Below are 17994 nucleotides of genomic sequence, written 5' to 3'. Positions count from 1 at the left end.
TTCCTGTAGATGCCGACCATGCCCGCGCAAACGGGCCGATGTTTACAGGTTCGATCAAGCTCGAAGGGGTATCGGTTCCGTTGTCGGCCTTCCTCAAGGAAGCTCGCAACGGTTCGGATACGCAGTTTCTCGACTTGTCGATTGGCGCGAAAGGGCAGGTGCATTTCTCGGGGCGACTCTTTCGCAGCGAGAAGAAGAAAACGGAGAAGTCGCCGGACTACACAGGCTATCTCACCGTCTTGCCCCTGACGCCTGGCGTCGAAAACGAGTACACGGAGGACGATTGGAAGGCAGCACCGCGCCTCACCGTGTTTGGCCGTCGCAAGCGTAACGCTGACAACTCTGTTCGCATCGCGCTTGACGTAGTACCGCAGCGTTCGACGGCTGAAATCAGCGAGGAGGAAGTCGGGTTCTAGGGAGAAGGCTCTAATAGCCGCCGCAGTACGAGAAAGGGAGAGAAGGCAACTTCTCTCCCTTTTTATTTCGTCATTATTTTACCCAATATGAATAATTCCATACTAGGCTTTAACGCTAAAATCAAGCTGGTAAATATGACAGGTAATCTGCGACAATTATTGAATATCAAAAAAGGTTAATTCGTAACTGTGCCGTTACAGGTTATTCCATCGCGCCAAAGAGGCTGATAACCTGATCCACGTTGCCCGCGTTGGACTGGTTGGCGTCAGGGCATTCGTTGAGGAATTGCCTGCGTGCATCTGACGTCGCGCTTAGGTCAAGGTGCCCGTGGTGAAACTTCTTGATGGACAGGAAATCGCTGATCGGCTTGTTGCAGTTATCGCCGCCGGACTGCCCCATTGCCTTGCCAGTCATACAGACAAGGGAATCGCACGGCGAAGCAAATGCAACGAGCGGGCCTGACAAACCAAGGATGAGTGCGAGGGCGCATGAGACAGCTTTCTTCTTCATGGCGTTATCTCCATAAGGGGGCTTAAAAGAGCGCTCGGCGTTCCAGTCTAATCAACGCTTCACGCAGGCCCAGCAGCGCGAGTATCACGACTCCTGTGATGATCGCATTCCGAGGGTGCGGCCAGTGATGAGCGTATTCGACACCAAGGACAACGAGGCCCGCGAGAACAACCAGCGTCAACCCAAACCGTATGTAGCGGCCAAAGAGACGAAGAGAGCCGCACGCGAGCATCCACGCGGTATCACGCGACAGGCGACCAATTAAACGAGCAGCGCCGGCCAGGGCCGGTATAGCGCGCTCAAAGAGCGCGGCGAACTTCCGTGCGCGACGTTCGCGGCGAACACGCTTACCCGTCTTAATTGGAATGACCTGTCCCATGTCTCATCCTTTCTTTTCTTCCGTCACCTCGAATTCATCGAGCGTTCGACCTGCCTTCAAGTACGCCATCAACCACGCCGGCCGCCGGCCGAAGCCCGACCACGTATTGGCCGGATTCTCTGGATCGCGATAGCTCGGGCGCGTGATCGGCGCGGCGTTGGGAATGTGGAATTCCTCCAGCGTTCGACCTTGATCCAGGTAGGCCACGACCCATGCAGGCCGTTGGCCCCACCCAGACCAGGTGTTGAGCGGATTCGCAGGGTCGCGGTAACGCGCCTCGCCTCCCGGTGCCGTCTTTGAGGGGAACGGTACGAACTCGATCACGGTTCCATCCTGCCTTCTGACAAGACGCCGACTCGCATTTTTATCCTTGCCTCTCACTGATTACGCTTCCATAATATACTCTGTCCGTTTCGTGCAAAAGAGGATGTGTGAATAAATTCGCCGCACTCTCTCTCGTGCCAATCATGGCCGTGCCCGTGGTTGCGGAGGCGACGCCTGCTGCGTTGTCACCGCAGATCCTCGCGCTGGCCCGCACGTGCGCGCCTGACATTCATCCTCTGACGCTCGCGTATCTGGTTCGCGCCGAGTCTCACAACAACCAATACGCCATCAACGTCAACGGCGGTAACAGCCTGCCCCGGCAACCCGCGACCGAGCAGGACGCACGCGACGCCATCGCGTTGCTCAACAAGCGCGGCTGGAATTATGACGTTGGATTTGCCCAGATCAACTCTGGCAATTTTCGCAGTCTAGGGCTTACGGGTGAACAGCTCCTAGACCCTTGCACCAACTTGCGCGCGGCGGCCCTCATTCTCGGCAACTGCTATGCGCGTGCGGTGCAGGCCGTTGGAGAAGGGCAGGGCGCTTTGCAGCGCGCCTTGTCTTGCTACAACACCGATTCGCAAAGCAAGGGCTTTGCAAACGGCTACGTCAAACGCGTTGTTGCTCAGGTTCGCTACAAGGTGCCCGAGCTGATGGACGGGCCAATCAATGCGAACGATGCGGGCGCACCCACCAGCCCGAGCGCATCGAGCGCGACGCCGGTTCGCCGGCAAGCCGTTGCAGCAGTCGTGCCCGCGCAGCCCGCAGCCGACCCGGCCACGCAGGGCGGCGAGCAGGGCGCGGCAGGGCAAATCGAAGAAGGGGCATTCGCCCATCCCGAACTCGGCGCGTTCATGAGCCGTGTTTCAGCAAAAGGAAGCCAATGAAAACCGTTGTGTATCTGGCGATGCAAAGCCAGCTCGAAAGCATCCTGCGCGAATGGCAGGTCGATCGCGTTGTGATTCATCGCATCGAGTCTCGCCAGTGGATTCCATTCATCGACATTCGGAACGAAGCCGGCCAGGCCTATACGTGCTCGATCCGCGTCAAGAAAGCGCTGGAGCCTAGAACGTGGTCTGACTTGCGCGCGCTGGTCGATTGGATCGACACGCAGGTTGGCGTCAAAGAGTGTGCGTTGTCTCTATCGGACTTCGAATGGGAGTCCGAAAACTTAACCGTGGAGTGAACCCCGATGAAGAAGAAACAGATTCAAGCATCGCAAGTCGCCGTGGGCCTGATGTTCCTGCTTGCCGCCACGCAGGCTTTTGCCGTCGATACGGGCGCGTCCGGCCTCAATTCCGCACAGACCTGGATGATGGTTTGGGTTCCGGTTGGCTGCGCAATGATTATCGTCGCGATGGGCGTTGGCCTCATGGCTCACATGGTCAAGCTGCACCAGCTCGTCTATCCGGTCATTGGCCTGATCGTCGCCGGCTCCGCTTCTGCGATTGTCGGCTACTGGATTTCGTGATGGCCGCGAAATTTCCGCTGTTCAAGGGGGCTACGCGTGTGCCGTGCTGGTTTTTCGTGCCGCGCACCGTGCTCCTTGGAACTTTCATGTTCTGCGGTGCCTTGTACATGTTCATCCATTTGTACGCGATGTTGCTGTTCGCGCTGCTGTGGATGGTCGAGTACGCGATAACGAAACACGACGAACGCATGTTCCGCATCTTGTGGCTATGGATCAAAACCAAGGTGCGCAACCGGTTCGACTCGCGACTCACTTCGCTATGGAAAGGCTCTAGTTTCTCGCCGGTCAGCTACATCGACCGAATCAAAGAGGACCACCGAGACGAGGTATAGCATGGCCGTTGCTACCCGAGAGATAAAAAAGAACAAGAGCTTTGTGAAAGAGCCTTCGTTTACGCAGTTCATTCCGTACTCGCAGCACCTCACGCCCACGATTGTTAGCACGGTCGGAGGCGAATACGTCATTGCGTTCCGCATTCAAGGCCGAACGCACGCCAGTGCTACCGATGAGACGTTGCGCCATTGGGTGCTAGACCTCAACCACGTTGCGAAGCAGATCGGCAACGAGCATGTCAAAATCTGGACGCACTTGCACCATCACAAGATCGAGAGCTACCCGGCCGGCGAGTTTCCGACCAAGTTTGCGCGCGATCTGAATGCGAAGTACCGCAAGATGTTCGACAAGGCACCGCTGATGGTCAACGACTGGTATCTGACGGTCGTATACAACCCGGTTGGCGATATCGCACAGCAGTTCCTTTCGAAGTTTGATCGACCGTCGCGCGAACAACTCGAAGAACGTCAGAAGCAGGCAATCGAGAAACTGGAGGACATTTCGACTCAGCTAATGGGCGCAATGAGCGCCTACAGCATCGAGCCGTTGACCCTCTATTACCGCGACAAGAACGGCAACATCATCGAGGACGCCGACAGCGCTCCCGATATCGAAGACGACGCCCCGGACGACGACGACCCCGAAGGCGACCTGTTGGCCGAGCTGCCGGCCGATGAGCCGGCCAGCGTGCCGGCAGAGCCGGTGCCGCTCGCGCAAAGGCACGTCTTTTCGCGCGTGCTCGAATGGTTCAGCTTCCTTGCGAATGGCGAATGGTCGATCGTGCCGGTGTGCCGTGGTCGCATCTGCGATTACCTGATGACGAATCGCCCGGTCAGCTCGCTCTTTGGCGACGTGATCGAGCTGCGCGCCGTCGAGCGCAATCTGTATATGGCGGGCATCGAGGTTCACGACTTCGAGGAAAACACCGAACCGGGCCAGCTCAATCTCTTGATGGAGGCGCCGTATGAGTACGTGCTGACGCAGGTGTTTTGCTGCATGTCGCGTGCAGCCGGTCGCGTGCTTCTGCGCAATCAGCAGCTTTCCATGATGGAGACGAACGACCCGAGCAAGTCGCAAACCGAGGAATTGAGCACGGCGCGCGATGACGTTGCAGCGGGCCGCATCATCATGGGCTTTTACTATGCCGTGATGCACGTTGTTTCGCTCACGGCCGATGGCGCGCAGCAGACCGCGCGCCAAGCCAAAGTCATGATGAATCAGTGCGGCATATCGGCCGGTGCCGTCAGCCTCGCTTCAGACGCGGCGTTTTACTCGCGCCTGCCTGGCAATACTGCCTGGATGCCCCGGCCGGTGCCGGTCAATAGCTGGAACCTTTTCTGTTTCTCGTCGTTTCACAACTTCATTTCCGGCAAGCCCACGGATAACCCGTGGGGCCGCGCAATCATGTTGTTTCGCGGCGTGAGCGGCTCGCCGCTTTTCCTCAACTTCCATTCGACGCCGAAACTTGAGCGCTCGTTTGGCAAGCGGCCGGCCGGTGTAACGGGCATTTTCGGGCGCATCGGCTCCGGTAAGACGACCACGCTTAATGCGCTGCTGACGTTCTCGACCGAGGTTTCGATTGACCCGCGCATGGCGATCTATGACCGTGATCGCGGCATGTATCCGCTCGTCAAGGCGCTGCACGGCCATTACACGGTGCTGAAAGAAGGGCTGAATACCGGCTGGCAGCCGCTCCAGCTCACGCCCACGCTTATTCACATTGCCTTTGTCAAACGTCTGCTGCGTGTGCTTTGCGAAATCACGCTGAACGGCAAGCCGATGGAGCAGCCCGAGCTGGACACGCTCAACAGCGCCATTGACGCCGTCATGGGGCCGCCCATCGACGCCGGCCTCAGCGCCGCGGAGCTGGAAGCGCGCAAGTCCTATATCCCGATGGACAGCCGCACGCTTACGGCGGTCATGGAGCACTGCGAGAAGCCGCACCGCACGTCGGCCATGCGCCTGACCGTGGCCGCGATGCTGCTGCCGTGGACGCGCCACGGCGAGTACGGCTGGCTGTTCGACAACGACGCCGACCTGCTCGACTTCCGCAAGAACGATATCAACGCGTTCGACCTGACCGAATTTCTCGTCGGCAAGGATGAAGTCGCACCGGTCACACGCACGCCGATGCTGATGTACCTGAATTTCCGCGTGCGCGAAACGATCGACGGCAAGCGCCGCTTCATTCAGGTGTTTGACGAGTTCGCACAGTATCTTGATGACCCGATCATGGTTCGCGAGGTCAAGCGCGGCATTAAGAACGACCGCAAGAAGGACTGCATTTATGTGTTCTCGACGCAGGAGCCGAACGACGCGATTTCCAGCACGATCGGCAAAACCATCATCCAGCAGATGGTTACGCAAGTCCTGCTCGAAAACCGCGACGCCGACCGCGAGGACTACGGCGACAGGGGCCTGAAGTGCCCGCCCGCCGATATCGACGCGGTTATGTCGATTCCCGAGAACAGCCGTCAATTCCTCATTCGTCAGGGCGGCCAATCCGGGTTGGCGAGCATGAAGCTCGAAGGCATGGACGAGGAAATCAGCATCTTGTCGGGCACGCCGGACAACGCGGATCGGCTTGAAAAGCTCATTCGTGACCTTGGCACCGATGATCCTGACGTGTGGTTGCCGAAGTATTACGCCGCAGTCGTCGGCCGCAAAGCCGGCCGTTAAAGGAGTGACGCCATGAAGTTCGTGAGAACCACCGTAGCCGCCGCTGTACTGGCCGCCTCGTGCGCAGGCGCACAGGCGCAGATCGTCGTGACGAACCCGACTTCGTTCGCGCAGCAGGCCGCCAACTTCGCGCAACAGATCGCTAACCTGAAATCGCAGTTGCAACAGGCCGAAAGTCAGTACGCAGCCATTACCGGAAACATCGGCCAGTACCAGAACCTCTTGCCGACAAGCCTTTCGACGCTTAAAGGCAATCTGCCGCAGAACTGGGAGCAGGTCTATTCGGACGCGATGAACAGCACATCGAGCGTGTCCGGCTCGGCCTCGTCCATCCTTTCGCGCTTCGACAGCCAGATTCAGGGCATGGGCCGCGGCGACGCCCTGACGTTCATCAACCAGCAGTTGCACTCCAAGGGCGCTTACGACCGCGCCATGACCGAGCAGGCTTACGACAACGAAATGCGTGAGCTGAACGATATGCAGTCGCTTACGAACCAGATCGGGCAGGCCACAACGCAAAAGCAGATCGAGGATCTACAGGCACGCATCCAGACCGCCCAGGGCGCTATCCACGGCGAACAGGCCAAGCTCCAGCTCATGGCAATGGGCCAGCAGGCGCAAGACAACCTCTTGCGCCAACAGCAGGCCGTCGCCCAAAAGCGCTACCTGTACGGCGACGAAAGCGAATCGAATTCCGCTCCCAATATCACCGGCCAATAAGGACAGTCCAGCATGAAAAAGGCAACCCTCATTCTCGTGGTTCTCATTCTCGCGGCGTGCAACAACAAGGAGGAAGAAGCGCACACGCGCAGTTGGTATCGCGAGCACGACGCCGAACGCAAAGCCGAGGTCGCGAGCTGCAAGGATGACGCCGCGAAGCAGATTTCGGCCAACTGCGCGAACGCGCAGAACGCCGAATCGGACATTTACATCAACGGCAAAGATTTCTACCGGAACGGCGGGCAAAGCAGCAACACTGCGCCCAACCTGACCGCTAAGTGAGAGGACGGCAATGGCCTACGATGGTGTTACGCAGATATTCACCTACATGGACACGGTAACGACGCAGATCGTTGCCGAGAACGTAAGCCGCATCGTCTCGTGGGCTGCGCCCATCGCGGCGGCCGGCCTGACGATCCAGCTTCTGATCGACGGCGTTTCGACCATGTTGATGCCAAGCGGCGAGCCGCTATCGCAGCTCGTGAAGAAGTTCATGCAGTACTACGCCATCGTTGCCATTGCCGGCACGGGAGGTCTCTATGCGGCCACGCTCGCAACGTGGGCGCTTAGCTTGCCGGACAGCCTCAGCTCCGTGCTACTACTCAATGGCTCGACGGCCGGCAGCAGCACAAGCGCCATCGCAACGATGATTGACCAGGCGATGGATCATTCTCTGACCGTCATGCGAACGCTGTTCGCGCAGGCAAGTATCTTGTCAGAGCAAGGGCTTGTGGCGTTGCTGTTGGCCCTCGTCGTGCTGCTGGCGACGGTGCTTATCTGCGGTATCGGCGCTATCTCGATCCTGCTTGCCAAGTTCCTGCTTGCCGTAACGGTGGTGTTCGGCCCGATCTTCATTTTCCTGCTGATTGCGCCGCCGCTCGTGAGCTTCTTTGGGAACTGGCTTGGCTCAGTCTTTAACTACATCGCGCTGATCGCCATGACGGCGATGAGCTTCGGCATGTTCATGAAGTTCTTCGACAACGCGATATCGGCGGCCGCGACGCCTAACCCCGATGCCGGCGTGCTCATGTCGATCATTTCGGCCGCCATTGTCACGGTTATGGCGGTCGTGCTGCTGAAGTCGCTGCCCGACCTCGCCGCGAGGCTTACCAACGGCGTGAGCACGAAGCTCGCGCAGCACATTTCCGCAGTCAGCGGCGGTGCCGGTGGAAAGGCCGGCGGCGGTGGTGGCGGCGGCGGATCGGGCAGGGGCAGCGGATCGGGCAGGGGCAGCGGCAGCGGATCGAGCGGCGGTAGTGGCTCCGGTTCCGGCTCCAGTTCGGGCGGCGCAAGCGGCAGCTCGGCCAGCAGCGCGAGCAGCGGCTACAACTACGCGCGAGGCTCACAAGGCGCGCAGAGCCGTTCCTAACACCATACGCAGGGAGAACCAGTCATGAAGCGATACGCAATTTTTACCATGTTGGCAGTACTAATTTCCTTTGCGGGTTGCGCCAGCATCAAGCCGCCGCCCGAGCCTGACATGAGCCACCTTGTTCCCATCAACAAAAACATTCCTGATGAACTGCAAGGAAGCGCCACGCCGCTGCCGGCGACGGGCGCGAATGCTGGAGGAACCGCACGATGATGAATAAGCTCGCACTGCGCAAGCCGGTCACGGCTGACGCGCTCGACAAATATCTCGAAGAACGGGAAGGCCTGGAACTCGACCTGACCGACGAGATCCTGCGTTCGCGCAAGCGCGCGTGGCAGGTTGCCTGCGGATTTGGCGGCTTCGGCATCTTCGCGCTGTTGCTCGCCGCCTTCGTGGTCTGGCGTTACTGCGAGCCGATCGCAGAGCACATTCTTTGGCGCGACTCATCGACGGGCGCGATTCAGGAGCTTTCGATTCTTCCCGGCGGCAAGGTCACCAGCTATGGGGAGCTGACGGACGGGTATTGGGTTGCGCAGTTCGTCAATCACTACACCGGCTACGAGTTTTATTCCTCGCAAGCCGACTATGACTTTGTGAACCTGACGGCAACGGGCGCGCTGGCCGACGAGTACAAGAAGCGCTGGAACGGCCCGAACGCGCCCGACAAGCAGCTTGGCGACTCCGAAATGACCACCGTGAAGGTCAATTCCGTCATTCTCGATACGGACCACGGCATTGCGACCGTGCGCTATACGACCACGAAGAAATATCGCAATCGCCCCGAACCGGAACCGACCGTGCATTGGATTGCGACTGTTTCGTATCAGTACGACAAGAAACTGATGACCGCCAAGCAGCGATACATCAACCCGGCCGGTTTTCAGGTCACGGCGTTCCGCCCGAACACGGAAGCAACGGAGAAATAACTATGCGACGCGCGATGCTCACTCTTGCCGCCGCGCTCGCACTGACGGGCGCGCAGTATGCGTGCGCCGTGGGGCCGAAAACCAACTCGCCCCACGACTACCGCATCAAGTCTGTTGTCTTTAACCCGACCGATACCGTCGAGGTCAATTGCGTCATTGGTCTGTCTCTGACGATCAATGTTGCGCCCGGTGAGCGCTACGTCACGCACACCTTTGGCGACCCCGGCGGCTGGCGACTATCGCAGAACGGCAATCACATCATGGTCTGGCCGACGAACGCGAATAGCGACACCAACCTGACGCTGTTCACGGATCGCCGCGTGTATTACATCCTCCTGCACTTCATCGGCTCGCGCGGCGGCGATGGTAGTCAGCTCGGCAACACGCCGGCCACGTTCATCAAAACGCCGTGGGCGATGCGCTCGGCCACGCTGGCCCTCAACTACACGTATCCCGATGACGACCGCAAGTCGGCGCTCGTGAAAACCAACGCGCAACGCGTGCAAGAAGCACTGGCAAACGCGTCCAGCGCGGGCCTTTCGAACTTGAGCTATTCCCGCTCCGACGAAGCCGGTACGGAAGACATTCGCCCGGTCAACGTGTGGGACAACTTCCGGTTTACCTACTTCAAGTTTGAGCCGAACGCCGAACTACCGACCATCTTCTATATCAATTCGGCTGGCAAAGAGGCGGTGCCGAACGTTCACATCGAAGGGCCAAACCACAACATCATCGTCGCGGAAAACGTTGCACGGCAATGGCGTATCCGTTCGAAAGACAAGGTGGTTGGCGTGCTCAACGCGAACTACAACCCGTCGATCGGCGCGAGCCCGAGCGGCACCGTATCGCCGTATGTGCGCCGCGTGCAGAAGCAACCCGAAGGAGATAACAAATGACCGACCGCACCGATACGCCCGCCGTGCAGGACGGCCGGCAGTCGTTCAACAAGGGGCCGCGTGCATCGACGCCTGGCCTCGTCGCCTTTATCGTCATTGTGATCGCGCTCGGCCTTGGCCTTGTCGGCTGGATGGTATACGGCGCGCTGCATCGCAAGCCCGCCGCGCAGCCCGCAGCCGCCTCAAAGCAGGACAAGCCCTATCAGGGCGCTTTGCCGGAACGCACGTTTAGCGACACGCCGACGAATCCGACGCTCGCGACCGCCCCGACGCCGGCCAGCGCGCCGGCACAGCAGGAACCGGCACACCAAGACTCGCGGCAGCAACAGGCACCGTCGCCCGAAGCCGTCGCGAACGCGCGCCGGCTCGGGATTCAGCTCGCGGGCGGCCAGCAGGTCAGCGCCGACCAAGGCCAGGCGCCGGCCGGCGCTCAAGGCGGCGCACCGGCCGGCCAGCCCGCCGGATCGCCAATGCAACGCGTCAGCTCGAGCAGCGACGCGTTCGACCGGCAGACCACCGCCACCCGGCCGCAGGCCGTCAAGGCGACGCTGCTTGCGCATCCGAGCCTGACCATCCCGAGCGGCACGATGATTCCGTGTGGCACGAAGGGCGAGCTGGACACCACGCAACCCGGCATGGTCGGATGCCAAGTGAGCCGCGACGTGTATTCGGCTGATGGTCGCGTGAAGCTGATCGACAAGGGCGCGCACGTTGACGGCGAAATCACGGCGGGCATCAAGGCGGGGCAGAACCGCGTATTTGTCCTGTGGACGCGGGTTCGCAACCCCGACAACACCATCGCCAATCTCGACAGCCCCGGCACGAACGCGCTCGGCAGCTCGGGCATTCCGGGGCAGGTCGATACTCACTTCTGGACGCGCTTTGGCGGTGCCATGATGATTTCGCTCTTTTCTGACCTCAGCTCGGGCCTTGTGCAAGCGGCGGCCAACAGTGCGAACAGTGGCAGCAACAACACGTATCTGAATCTCGATAACACGTCGAACACGTCTAACCAGCTCGCGGCCGAAGCGCTGCGCGCGACCATCGACGTACCGCCGACGCTCTACGACGCGCAGGGCGACACGGTGAATATCTATGTTCGCCGCGATGTTGATTTCAGCGACGTGTACACGCTCTCTATGGACGGGACGCAGCCATGAACGCACCGATGCAAGCCAAGTATTTCGACAACAGATCGCTGCTTCATACGCTCGAACCGTTGCAGAAATATTTTCAAGACGAGAACGTGTACGAAATGCGCGTGAACAGGTTCGGCCAGCTCGTGTGCGCGACCCGGCAGGGCCGCGTCTTCCACGAAGCGCCGTTTCTCACGCATTCCTATCTCAATCGCCTCACTGACACGCTGCTAAACGCGAACGGGTTGCCCCGGCAACCCGTCAATGACGTGATGCTGCCGGACGGCACGCGCGGCGTAATCTGCTGGCCGCCGGCCGTGCTCGAAGGCACGGTACTGATTGCGTTCCGTAAGCACCTCGCCGTGGACAAGCCCCTTGAGCAACTGGACGCCGAAGGCCGCTTCGACCAGCTCAAGGTGCGAACTTTTGATGACGCGACGAAGCTATCGGACTTCGAGCAGGAAATGATCGTCTTGCGCGACGAGCGCCGCTACGTCGAGTTTCTGAAAAAAGCCGTGGTCGGCAAATGCAACATCGCGGTAGCAGGGCCGACCAACTCGGGCAAGTCAACCTGGACGCGCACGCTCTTGAATCTCGTGCCACGCAGTGAGCGCGTGATGGTGTTGCAGGACACGCACGAAGTGGGTTCCGACGCGCAAGACGAAATCGGCTATCTCATGTACGGCGAACAGGAAGGCCGTTTGTCCGCGCGTGAGTGCCTGCGCACCTGTATGCGGCTTTCACCTGATCGCATCTTTCTGACCGAGCTACGCGACGACGCGGCCTGGGACTACCTCAAGAGCGCGAACACCGGCCACCCCGGCAACATCTTTTCGACGCACTCGGAGAGCGCCGTTGAAACGCCGTGGCGCATCGCGGATCTCGTCAAATCGTCCGAGGTCGGCCGGATGCTCGATTACGACATGATCCTGCGCACCGTCCACGCCACCATCGACGTGATTATCTATATGCGCGACTGGAACTGCGTTGAGCTGCTGTACGACCCGGTATTCAAGAAGAAGCACGCCAAGCGCTAAAGGAGGCGACACCATGCAGAACACCACGCATCAACTCATCATGAACGCCGTCATCGTGATTGTTGCCGGCGCCTTTGCGACGGCGATCTATCGACGCATCGCGCCGTACCTGTTCCGCCGGCACGGCGAAGCTATGGCCGCTCGGCTTGCGCGCGTCGCCAGTGAGCAGGAACAGGCCACGCTCAAACAGCGCGACCTCAACATGACGCGCAGCCGCGCGCTGCGCGTGCGGCTCACCAACGTTGGCATTTTGGTTGGCTTCTCGCTCATCGTGTGTTTGCTCACCCCGCGCCTGGGCTTCGCAATCACCAACAACGCCGTCCTGACGTTCGGCGCTTACGTGCTCGTGGGCTATATCGCAGTGCTGCTTGCCCGCGTCGTGCCCGCCGAAGCCTTGCAAGGACTCACCTGGAACAGCCGCATCGACGTGCGGCTCTATTACGTGTGGCTCTGGCCGCTCAATGTCTTCAAAACCGTTACCGCCAAGCACTAAGGAAGCTACCCACCATGACACAGAAAACGCCCCGTAATCCTTCGAATCGTCTGCTGCTGCCGATCGTCAAGCGCGAGCCGGAAAAGACGAAGCTCCCCGTGCAGCTCGCGCAGGAGATACACGCCGATTTGCTCGCGTACCAGCGGGCCTATCAGGAAATGAACGGCGTAGAGCTATCGCTTGATTTCATCATCGAGCACGTTCTTATCCAGCACATGAAGCGCGACAAGGCATTCCAGACGTGGAAGGCGACCGCACCGAAGGCGGCCGGCTCGAACTGATCGCATCAACTAGCACGGAGGACAGAATCAGGTGAAAGGCGATACGTACAGGCACCTCAGCGCCGAGCTGCAAAAGTTGGAGCGGCGCATCGAGAGTGCAAGGCAGGACGAACGGCAAAACGTTTTGCAGGAGATTCGCGAGAAGATGACCGAGTGGGACATTACTTCGAACGAACTCCGACGCTATCGACGTGGCACGTACCGTATGAAGCCGGTTGTGGCGAAGTATCGCGACCCGGCCACCGGCCGCGAGTGGAGCGGTCGGGGCCATGAACCGGCCTGGATCGCCGGCAAGGATCGCAGTCTGTTCCTCATCGAGGACGGCGATGCACCGGCCGGCACGCTGCGCGCCGTTCGCGCTGATTAACTCTCTCAGGTTCCGCCGGCGGCGGAGTTTTTGACGGTCGCTTCGGCGGCCGTTTTTTTAGCTCACTTATGGAGCCACGTCACGACTACGCCCGCAACACCCAAAACAGCGGTCACAATGCACGCGACAATGGCGATTGTCGCCGCACGCGTGGCTATTGCTGATTGCTTCGCCGCTTCACGCGCGGAAGTCTCAGCGGCTGCCGCCGCGCGCTCCGTGGCCGCTGTACCGCGTTCGGTCGCTTCGAGCTGTCGCCTGTCTCTCGCTTCCGCTTCGCGGGCATCGAGGAGCTGTAGATAGTCGCGCCCCCGCTGCTGCCGGGCGTTGGCAATGCGCCCCGAGCCGATCATTTGCCGGAATTCATCAAGGCCGCCGGGTAGGGTGGCAATGTAAGCCTCTATTTCTTCGTCTGTATCGAACACATTTCCCCCGTTGTGGGGTGCCGTCAATAAAGGGATTTTTTCGTACGCCAAGCGCTCGGGGCTTGCCGCGAGCGTCGCTGATCGACCTTGAGCATTATTTCGCGTAGTCCAAAACAGCGCCCAGGCTCTGCCGGCCTGAATGAGCTGCATGTCAGCGTGTCAACGGTGACACTTCTAATACGGTATACGCCAAACTACACTTAGCGCATCTTAGGCCAGAAGGCAATCGTACAAAACACTGGCGCAGTCAGTAACGTATATTGTACCGACCTAACTTCTCTTTTTCCTTGCGCAGTCAAGTCCAAAGAAACGCCAACCGCATTTCCTGTCAATTTTGTGGCTTTTTTATAGAGTGTTCTGTCTTTATTAAGGCTGCTTATATATTTTTGATATTCACTCTTGGAAAGTTCTCCCGACTTCAATCTGTTTCGCGCGATAGATTTAAGCTGATCCACACTCGGGTCGTCGTCCTCGTAGCTAACTATAAGCGTATTTTCTGTGGGGTTATTGAGCGCATCGCCAACTAACCCATCCTTAAATTTGAATTGTATCGCGTCACTCCCTGCCGCTTTTACCTCCAATTGATTCTCGTCACTGCGGCCGTTTGAGTAGGTTGCCTTGTCAACGCCGTCTATATTCCATCCGGTAGGCTTGGTTTTGCCGTCACACGTTTCGTCATTAAGCGTTGTTACGTTGAGGTAGCAGTTTCCTGATTGACACAAGAGGTCAAATTGACGGACCACCCTCCAAGGAATTTCCTTTCCGAACATCGGGTCTGTTCCTTTTGCGCTGGCTGCAAAGACGATTTCCATGTCAGGTATATTATTTTCATTTTCGCCTGCAAAGACGTTTTTTGATTGAAGTAATAGCCACGCCACCAAAAACAAAATGGCCATTACTTTCTCGTAGTCAATTTCGATTCTTAATTTCATATCCAACGCTCCCCGATATTGTTAATTCCCATCGAATCCAGACTTCTACACAGTTCTCTCTGGCATGGAAGATTGGCCCCCGCCTGTATCGCGAGCCGTCAGCATTTCTGGAAGTGTACCCGCTGCCGTTTCGTCGCGTTGCAAAACTCCTAAGTTCTGCAACGTTGCGCCGGCAACCGGCAAAGCTCGATGCGACATGGCTTTGCAATGTTGCAAAATATAGTCTTGTATGCACCTACATATGCGACTATTATTTGCAACATTACGCGTGGTAGTGGGCGTGCCGAGTGGCTGATGTTATCCAGTAACCCGACCCCTACGCTACTGACAAACGACCGGTAACAGACGATGGTTAATACCTACAGCTACGAGATTGAGCCGCGCCCTTCCAATTTGGGAGGGGGCTGGCTTCTCCGGCTCCTTGAGGACGGCACGGAAGTAGGAGGGGGCGTGTTCCCGGCCGACGCTGATGCAGATCCGCAAGCCGGCATCGACTGGTGGAACGGAATCACCGAGGCCGAGCGCGCGCATTGGTTAGCCAAAGCGAGCAGTGCGCGGCCGCGCGACGCATGGGATGCATACCTTCAACAGTCTGCGCACGACGACGCTCTCAACGAGGCCATGTCATGGCTCGAATCGCGAGGAAGCCAGTGAGAGACTCAGTCGCTATCGCGCCGCGCGATATCGAGACGGGCGCGTTCCTGATCGGATACGCCCGTGTCTCGACACGCGACCAAGATTTGACCAACCAGGAGGCGCAGCTGCGCGCGGCCGGTTGCGGCCGGATTTTCGCCGAGAAAGTCACCGGAACACGTCGCACTCGACCGCAGCTCGACCGTATGCTCGACCACTTGCGTACCGGCGACGTGCTTATTGTGACTCGCCTCGATCGGCTCGCGCGCAGCATCCGCGACCTGCTCGACATTGTTGAACGCGTGCGCGAAGCCGGCGCAGGCCTGCGCAGCCTGGCCGAGCCGTGGGCCGATACGACGACGCCGGCCGGCCGCATGGTGTTGACCGTGTTTGCCGGCATCGCCGAGTTCGAACGCAGCCTGATCGTTGAGCGCACGAGTATCGGTCGCGCAGCGGCCAAGGCTCGCGGCACGAAGTTCGGCCGCAAGCCGACGCTCACGACAGCGCAACTCGACCATATCTATCGCCTCGCGGACGAGGGCAACACTAGCATGCGGGAAATCGCCGCCCTGTTCGGCATTCATCGATCGACGTTATTCCGGCTGCTTTCGCAGCGCGCCGCGCGTGCGGCTTAGGGAGGGCCGAGGATCAATGGAACAGCCAACCGACATAAGGGATAAATTAACGATCGAGACGTGGCCCTTCAGCGCATCGGGTTCGCGATAAAGGATCTCACTTTTGGCCGACTGTCTCAGAAAAACGCGCGGTCAGCGCTTCGAACAGCGCGGCGGCTGCCACAAGGATGTTATCTGGCAACGCCGTCCCGCTGGTCGCCCACGAAGACACGAGAGCTAGCGCCGTGGAGACCTTCCAACCTTCGGGCAAGCTCACGCTTTGCCGGGCGGATGCACCCTTGATCTGATTCACGAGACCCTTGGTTTTCCTATCTGCGTCGGTAAGCTTCAAAGGCACACTCAGAAGAGCGTTCAACGCGGGGAGAAGTATCTCCTCGCCCAGGATGTCCTCAATTTCAGAATCCGAATCTGGTCGTCCAAGTGCGTCGTCCAGCATCAAAACCGCGCTCTCATGGCCAGCATACAGCTCCTTATACAAGGCGTCCCGACGGACGCGCCCCGCATCGTCACTGTCGAGTAGCACTACAGGGCGCACGTCCTGACCTAAGAACAGCGCTGCAAACTGGCCGACGAGTTTGGTCCCGCCGCACGGCGTGATGTAGATGTCTTCAGGAAGCGATGAACGCTTTGCGGCTCGGCATTGATGGTTTAGGGCGTGCAGATAGTAATAATCGCTCATTCCTTCGACCAACACATTCTTCTTGTGTTGAAAAAGGCCTCGCACCATGGCGTACCCGGCGGCTGCTTGAAGCGGAAAGATTGTTTCCCGGTCCTTGGGCCAGGTCTCTGCACTGATGCGCGAATGCCCCGTGCCGTCCTCGGTGACGGGACGGACCCGATGCAGGTTCTCGCCGTCAATCAGGAATGGCGAATGGGTGGTGTAGAGGAGCTGATTACGCTCGGCCAGTGTCTCGAAAAATGCAATTAGCTCCTTTTGTGCGGTCGGATGAAGATCAAGCCCGGGCTCGTCTAGAAGGAGAATTGCGTCCTTGTGTCCCTCGTCCGATTCGACAAGAAAGACGAGGTAGAACGAAAAAAACCACTGGAACCCTTTGCTTCGCGCTTCCAGTTCGATCTCAACGTCGGGGCGCCGATCATCTGCCACCCAGATCCGGAAGTATTCGCCGTCGGCGTGGTAACGGATTTTGTGGCGCCGCTGCGACCACCAATCGGAAAAGCGCTTACTGATATCGTTTGACGCGGAATTCAACCGAATCGCGCGCTCCTCCTTACTTCGCTGCTCCTTTGCGATTAGGTCATCCGAGGGCAATTGACCCTGCCGACGCATATTTTCGGACTCGTTCTCGAACCCCAGCGCGGCAATCTCGGCCGCGTCTAAACTGACGTGCCTGAACATCGCATTGATCGTGCGCACCTTTGGTTGGTCTGGATTGCGTCTCAGATCTTCAATAAACCGTGGGAGATAGATCGCGCTATCGAGCGCTCCATAGTTCTCGAAGTAAATAAGGACCGGCAGTTTCGCCTTTACCAACGCGTCGATTTGCGCGCGTATGGGCTCCTCTTTTGCGGCGTCAAGGACTGGGGCGATAGCCTCCTGGAACGCTTCGACCATGTCTGCGGTCAGCGGCGTACTCTTGCTTTCTGCCTCACTCCGAAGCACGGTGAGGAGCGCAGCATCGTCAGTATTCTGAAGATCCGTTTTGCCCTTGAGTTTGTCCTGCCAGACGGTAGCCCACTCGGCGAGTGCGGTCCGCAGGGCTGCGGTTTCGTTCTCTTGTTCCGGCGCCGCGGCCTTTAGCCGGCGGGCTGCGCTGGCGAATGTCTTTAGCGCAGCCAGCACAGGGGCGGACGATAGTCCGGACTGTTCGATCGGGGGAACAAAGTCGGTCGTCAGAGAGCCATCGTAATACCGCGTGAATACCGTCTCCTGCGGCACGGCGCCGTGGGGTCCGAGAAGTTTCGCGATCGCTGCTTTCGTTTCGTTATCGATCGCAAAAGCGACTGAGCATACCGGCCAATCCTGCCCCTTCGACCCGCCCCCGATGAAGTCTCGCATGTAGCGATCTCTCG

The 17994-nt window shown here is 58.9% G+C and carries 25 protein-coding genes; 19 read left to right on the top strand and 6 right to left on the bottom strand.

The features are described 5' to 3' along the window. Positions 1-416 (top strand): hypothetical protein (locus tag QFZ94_RS32665; RefSeq protein WP_429462049.1); only part of this gene is annotated, 416 nt, incomplete at its 5' end. Between the two features lie 202 nt (positions 417-618). Here the strand turns inward: QFZ94_RS32665 and QFZ94_RS32660 are convergent. The 3 genes from QFZ94_RS32660 to QFZ94_RS32650 are packed head-to-tail and all read right to left on the bottom strand — an operon-like array spanning position 619 to position 1630. Continuing rightward, entirely contained in the window at positions 619-927 is a 309-nt protein-coding gene (locus tag QFZ94_RS32660) for a TrbM/KikA/MpfK family conjugal transfer protein (RefSeq protein WP_429462047.1), read from the bottom strand. A gap of 22 nt (positions 928-949) precedes the next feature. After that, positions 950-1306 carry a hypothetical protein gene (locus tag QFZ94_RS32655; protein ID WP_429462045.1) on the bottom strand — a complete coding sequence of 119 codons (357 nt, stop codon included), beginning with the start codon at positions 1304-1306 and terminating at the stop codon, positions 950-952. 3 nt (positions 1307-1309) lie between these two features. Continuing rightward, positions 1310-1630: an H-NS family nucleoid-associated regulatory protein gene (locus tag QFZ94_RS32650; RefSeq protein WP_429462043.1), complete on the bottom strand. Its 321-nt coding sequence runs from the start codon at positions 1628-1630 to the stop codon at positions 1310-1312. Positions 1631-1737: 107 nt separating this feature from the next. Between QFZ94_RS32650 and QFZ94_RS32645 the strand changes: the two genes are divergently transcribed. The 16 genes from QFZ94_RS32645 to QFZ94_RS32570 are packed head-to-tail and all read left to right on the top strand — an operon-like array spanning position 1738 to position 13341. Beyond that, a complete protein-coding gene (locus QFZ94_RS32645) occupies positions 1738-2517 on the top strand; it encodes a lytic transglycosylase domain-containing protein (protein WP_429462041.1) in 780 nt (259 codons plus the stop codon). Beyond that, positions 2514-2816 (top strand): KorA family transcriptional regulator, encoded by a 303-nt coding sequence (gene korA, locus QFZ94_RS32640; RefSeq protein ID WP_069620894.1) that lies wholly within the window; start codon positions 2514-2516, stop codon positions 2814-2816. The genes QFZ94_RS32645 and korA overlap by 4 nt, the downstream gene beginning before the upstream one ends. Before the next feature lie 6 nt (positions 2817-2822). Beyond that, the gene (locus QFZ94_RS32635) at positions 2823-3101 is read left to right on the top strand and encodes a TrbC/VirB2 family protein (protein WP_069620893.1); all 279 of its coding nucleotides are present in this window, start codon (positions 2823-2825) and stop codon (positions 3099-3101) included. Further along, on the top strand, positions 3101-3433 hold the full coding sequence (locus QFZ94_RS32630; protein WP_429462038.1) for a VirB3 family type IV secretion system protein: 333 nt from the start codon (positions 3101-3103) through the stop codon (positions 3431-3433). The genes QFZ94_RS32635 and QFZ94_RS32630 overlap by 1 nt, the downstream gene beginning before the upstream one ends. 1 nt (position 3434) lies before the next feature. Continuing rightward, positions 3435-6113: a conjugal transfer protein TraB gene (locus tag QFZ94_RS32625; RefSeq protein WP_429462036.1), complete on the top strand. Its 2679-nt coding sequence runs from the start codon at positions 3435-3437 to the stop codon at positions 6111-6113. A 12-nt stretch (positions 6114-6125) separates the two neighbouring features. After that, on the top strand, positions 6126-6833 hold the full coding sequence (locus QFZ94_RS32620; protein WP_429462034.1) for a type IV secretion system protein: 708 nt from the start codon (positions 6126-6128) through the stop codon (positions 6831-6833). Between the two features lie 12 nt (positions 6834-6845). Continuing rightward, positions 6846-7115 (top strand): EexN family lipoprotein, encoded by a 270-nt coding sequence (locus QFZ94_RS32615; protein ID WP_342969501.1) that lies wholly within the window; start codon positions 6846-6848, stop codon positions 7113-7115. A gap of 10 nt (positions 7116-7125) precedes the next feature. Beyond that, on the top strand, positions 7126-8202 hold the full coding sequence (locus tag QFZ94_RS32610; RefSeq protein ID WP_429462032.1) for a type IV secretion system protein: 1077 nt from the start codon (positions 7126-7128) through the stop codon (positions 8200-8202). A 24-nt stretch (positions 8203-8226) separates the two neighbouring features. Further along, positions 8227-8418: a hypothetical protein gene (locus QFZ94_RS32605; protein ID WP_429462030.1), complete on the top strand. Its 192-nt coding sequence runs from the start codon at positions 8227-8229 to the stop codon at positions 8416-8418. Beyond that, a complete protein-coding gene (locus QFZ94_RS32600; RefSeq protein ID WP_429462028.1) occupies positions 8415-9131 on the top strand; it encodes a virB8 family protein in 717 nt (238 codons plus the stop codon). Before QFZ94_RS32605 ends, QFZ94_RS32600 begins: the two co-directional genes overlap by 4 nt. A gap of 2 nt (positions 9132-9133) precedes the next feature. Next, positions 9134-10027, top strand: a complete 894-nt coding sequence (locus tag QFZ94_RS32595) for a TrbG/VirB9 family P-type conjugative transfer protein (RefSeq protein WP_429462026.1) — start codon at positions 9134-9136, stop codon at positions 10025-10027. Further along, positions 10024-11187, top strand: a complete 1164-nt coding sequence (gene virB10 / locus QFZ94_RS32590) for a type IV secretion system protein VirB10 (protein ID WP_429462024.1) — start codon at positions 10024-10026, stop codon at positions 11185-11187. Before QFZ94_RS32595 ends, virB10 begins: the two co-directional genes overlap by 4 nt. Next, positions 11184-12200 (top strand): ATPase, T2SS/T4P/T4SS family, encoded by a 1017-nt coding sequence (locus QFZ94_RS32585; RefSeq protein WP_429462022.1) that lies wholly within the window; start codon positions 11184-11186, stop codon positions 12198-12200. Before virB10 ends, QFZ94_RS32585 begins: the two co-directional genes overlap by 4 nt. 13 nt (positions 12201-12213) lie before the next feature. Then, positions 12214-12693 carry a hypothetical protein gene (locus QFZ94_RS32580; protein WP_429462020.1) on the top strand — a complete coding sequence of 160 codons (480 nt, stop codon included), beginning with the start codon at positions 12214-12216 and terminating at the stop codon, positions 12691-12693. 14 nt (positions 12694-12707) lie between these two features. Continuing rightward, positions 12708-12974 (top strand): DUF2274 domain-containing protein, encoded by a 267-nt coding sequence (locus QFZ94_RS32575; protein ID WP_124617261.1) that lies wholly within the window; start codon positions 12708-12710, stop codon positions 12972-12974. Between the two features lie 31 nt (positions 12975-13005). Beyond that, on the top strand, positions 13006-13341 hold the full coding sequence (locus QFZ94_RS32570) for an H-NS family nucleoid-associated regulatory protein (RefSeq protein WP_429462018.1): 336 nt from the start codon (positions 13006-13008) through the stop codon (positions 13339-13341). A gap of 62 nt (positions 13342-13403) precedes the next feature. Here QFZ94_RS32570 and QFZ94_RS32565 read toward each other — a convergent pair whose 3' ends face one another. Both QFZ94_RS32565 and QFZ94_RS32560 read right to left on the bottom strand, forming a co-directional pair. Then, complete coding sequence (locus QFZ94_RS32565) at positions 13404-13913, bottom strand: hypothetical protein (RefSeq protein ID WP_429462016.1); 510 nt, start codon at positions 13911-13913, stop codon at positions 13404-13406. Between the two features lie 50 nt (positions 13914-13963). After that, positions 13964-14695, bottom strand: coding sequence for a hypothetical protein (locus tag QFZ94_RS32560; protein ID WP_429462014.1), 732 nt, complete (start codon positions 14693-14695; stop codon positions 13964-13966). Between the two features lie 348 nt (positions 14696-15043). Here QFZ94_RS32560 and QFZ94_RS32555 point away from each other — a divergent pair, with 348 nt between their 5' ends. Then, complete coding sequence (locus tag QFZ94_RS32555; RefSeq protein WP_429462012.1) at positions 15044-15349, top strand: hypothetical protein; 306 nt, start codon at positions 15044-15046, stop codon at positions 15347-15349. Next, a complete protein-coding gene (locus QFZ94_RS32550; RefSeq protein ID WP_429462010.1) occupies positions 15346-15963 on the top strand; it encodes a recombinase family protein in 618 nt (205 codons plus the stop codon). Before QFZ94_RS32555 ends, QFZ94_RS32550 begins: the two co-directional genes overlap by 4 nt. 97 nt (positions 15964-16060) lie before the next feature. On the opposite strand, the gene QFZ94_RS32545 is transcribed toward QFZ94_RS32550, so the two are convergent. Next, positions 16061-17980, bottom strand: a complete 1920-nt coding sequence (locus QFZ94_RS32545) for an ATP-dependent nuclease (protein WP_429462051.1) — start codon at positions 17978-17980, stop codon at positions 16061-16063. Positions 17981-17994 lie beyond the last annotated feature (14 nt).

It is taken from the genome of Paraburkholderia sp. JPY465, assembly GCF_050436725.1.
GTDB lineage: Bacteria > Pseudomonadota > Gammaproteobacteria > Burkholderiales > Burkholderiaceae > Paraburkholderia > Paraburkholderia youngii.
The sequence above is the reverse complement of the archived record's forward strand: the minus strand, read 5'-3'. Positions and strand labels throughout refer to the sequence as shown.

Coding starts and splice junctions, on each gene's coding strand:
- QFZ94_RS32575 (WP_124617261.1), top strand. CDS start 12,708: ATGACACAGAAAACGCCCCGTAATCCTTCGAATCGTCTGCTGCTGCCG.
- QFZ94_RS32625 (WP_429462036.1), top strand. CDS start 3,435: ATGGCCGTTGCTACCCGAGAGATAAAAAAGAACAAGAGCTTTGTGAAA.
- QFZ94_RS32600 (WP_429462028.1), top strand. CDS start 8,415: ATGATGAATAAGCTCGCACTGCGCAAGCCGGTCACGGCTGACGCGCTC.
- QFZ94_RS32615 (WP_342969501.1), top strand. CDS start 6,846: ATGAAAAAGGCAACCCTCATTCTCGTGGTTCTCATTCTCGCGGCGTGC.
- QFZ94_RS32605 (WP_429462030.1), top strand. CDS start 8,227: ATGAAGCGATACGCAATTTTTACCATGTTGGCAGTACTAATTTCCTTT.
- QFZ94_RS32660 (WP_429462047.1), bottom strand. CDS start 927: ATGAAGAAGAAAGCTGTCTCATGCGCCCTCGCACTCATCCTTGGTTTG.
- QFZ94_RS32655 (WP_429462045.1), bottom strand. CDS start 1,306: ATGGGACAGGTCATTCCAATTAAGACGGGTAAGCGTGTTCGCCGCGAA.
- QFZ94_RS32595 (WP_429462026.1), top strand. CDS start 9,134: ATGCGACGCGCGATGCTCACTCTTGCCGCCGCGCTCGCACTGACGGGC.
- QFZ94_RS32635 (WP_069620893.1), top strand. CDS start 2,823: ATGAAGAAGAAACAGATTCAAGCATCGCAAGTCGCCGTGGGCCTGATG.
- QFZ94_RS32565 (WP_429462016.1), bottom strand. CDS start 13,913: ATGCAGCTCATTCAGGCCGGCAGAGCCTGGGCGCTGTTTTGGACTACG.
- korA (WP_069620894.1), top strand. CDS start 2,514: ATGAAAACCGTTGTGTATCTGGCGATGCAAAGCCAGCTCGAAAGCATC.
- QFZ94_RS32585 (WP_429462022.1), top strand. CDS start 11,184: ATGAACGCACCGATGCAAGCCAAGTATTTCGACAACAGATCGCTGCTT.
- QFZ94_RS32555 (WP_429462012.1), top strand. CDS start 15,044: ATGGTTAATACCTACAGCTACGAGATTGAGCCGCGCCCTTCCAATTTG.
- QFZ94_RS32560 (WP_429462014.1), bottom strand. CDS start 14,695: ATGAAATTAAGAATCGAAATTGACTACGAGAAAGTAATGGCCATTTTG.
- QFZ94_RS32580 (WP_429462020.1), top strand. CDS start 12,214: ATGCAGAACACCACGCATCAACTCATCATGAACGCCGTCATCGTGATT.
- virB10 (WP_429462024.1), top strand. CDS start 10,024: ATGACCGACCGCACCGATACGCCCGCCGTGCAGGACGGCCGGCAGTCG.
- QFZ94_RS32630 (WP_429462038.1), top strand. CDS start 3,101: ATGGCCGCGAAATTTCCGCTGTTCAAGGGGGCTACGCGTGTGCCGTGC.
- QFZ94_RS32620 (WP_429462034.1), top strand. CDS start 6,126: ATGAAGTTCGTGAGAACCACCGTAGCCGCCGCTGTACTGGCCGCCTCG.
- QFZ94_RS32610 (WP_429462032.1), top strand. CDS start 7,126: ATGGCCTACGATGGTGTTACGCAGATATTCACCTACATGGACACGGTA.
- QFZ94_RS32545 (WP_429462051.1), bottom strand. CDS start 17,980: ATGCGAGACTTCATCGGGGGCGGGTCGAAGGGGCAGGATTGGCCGGTA.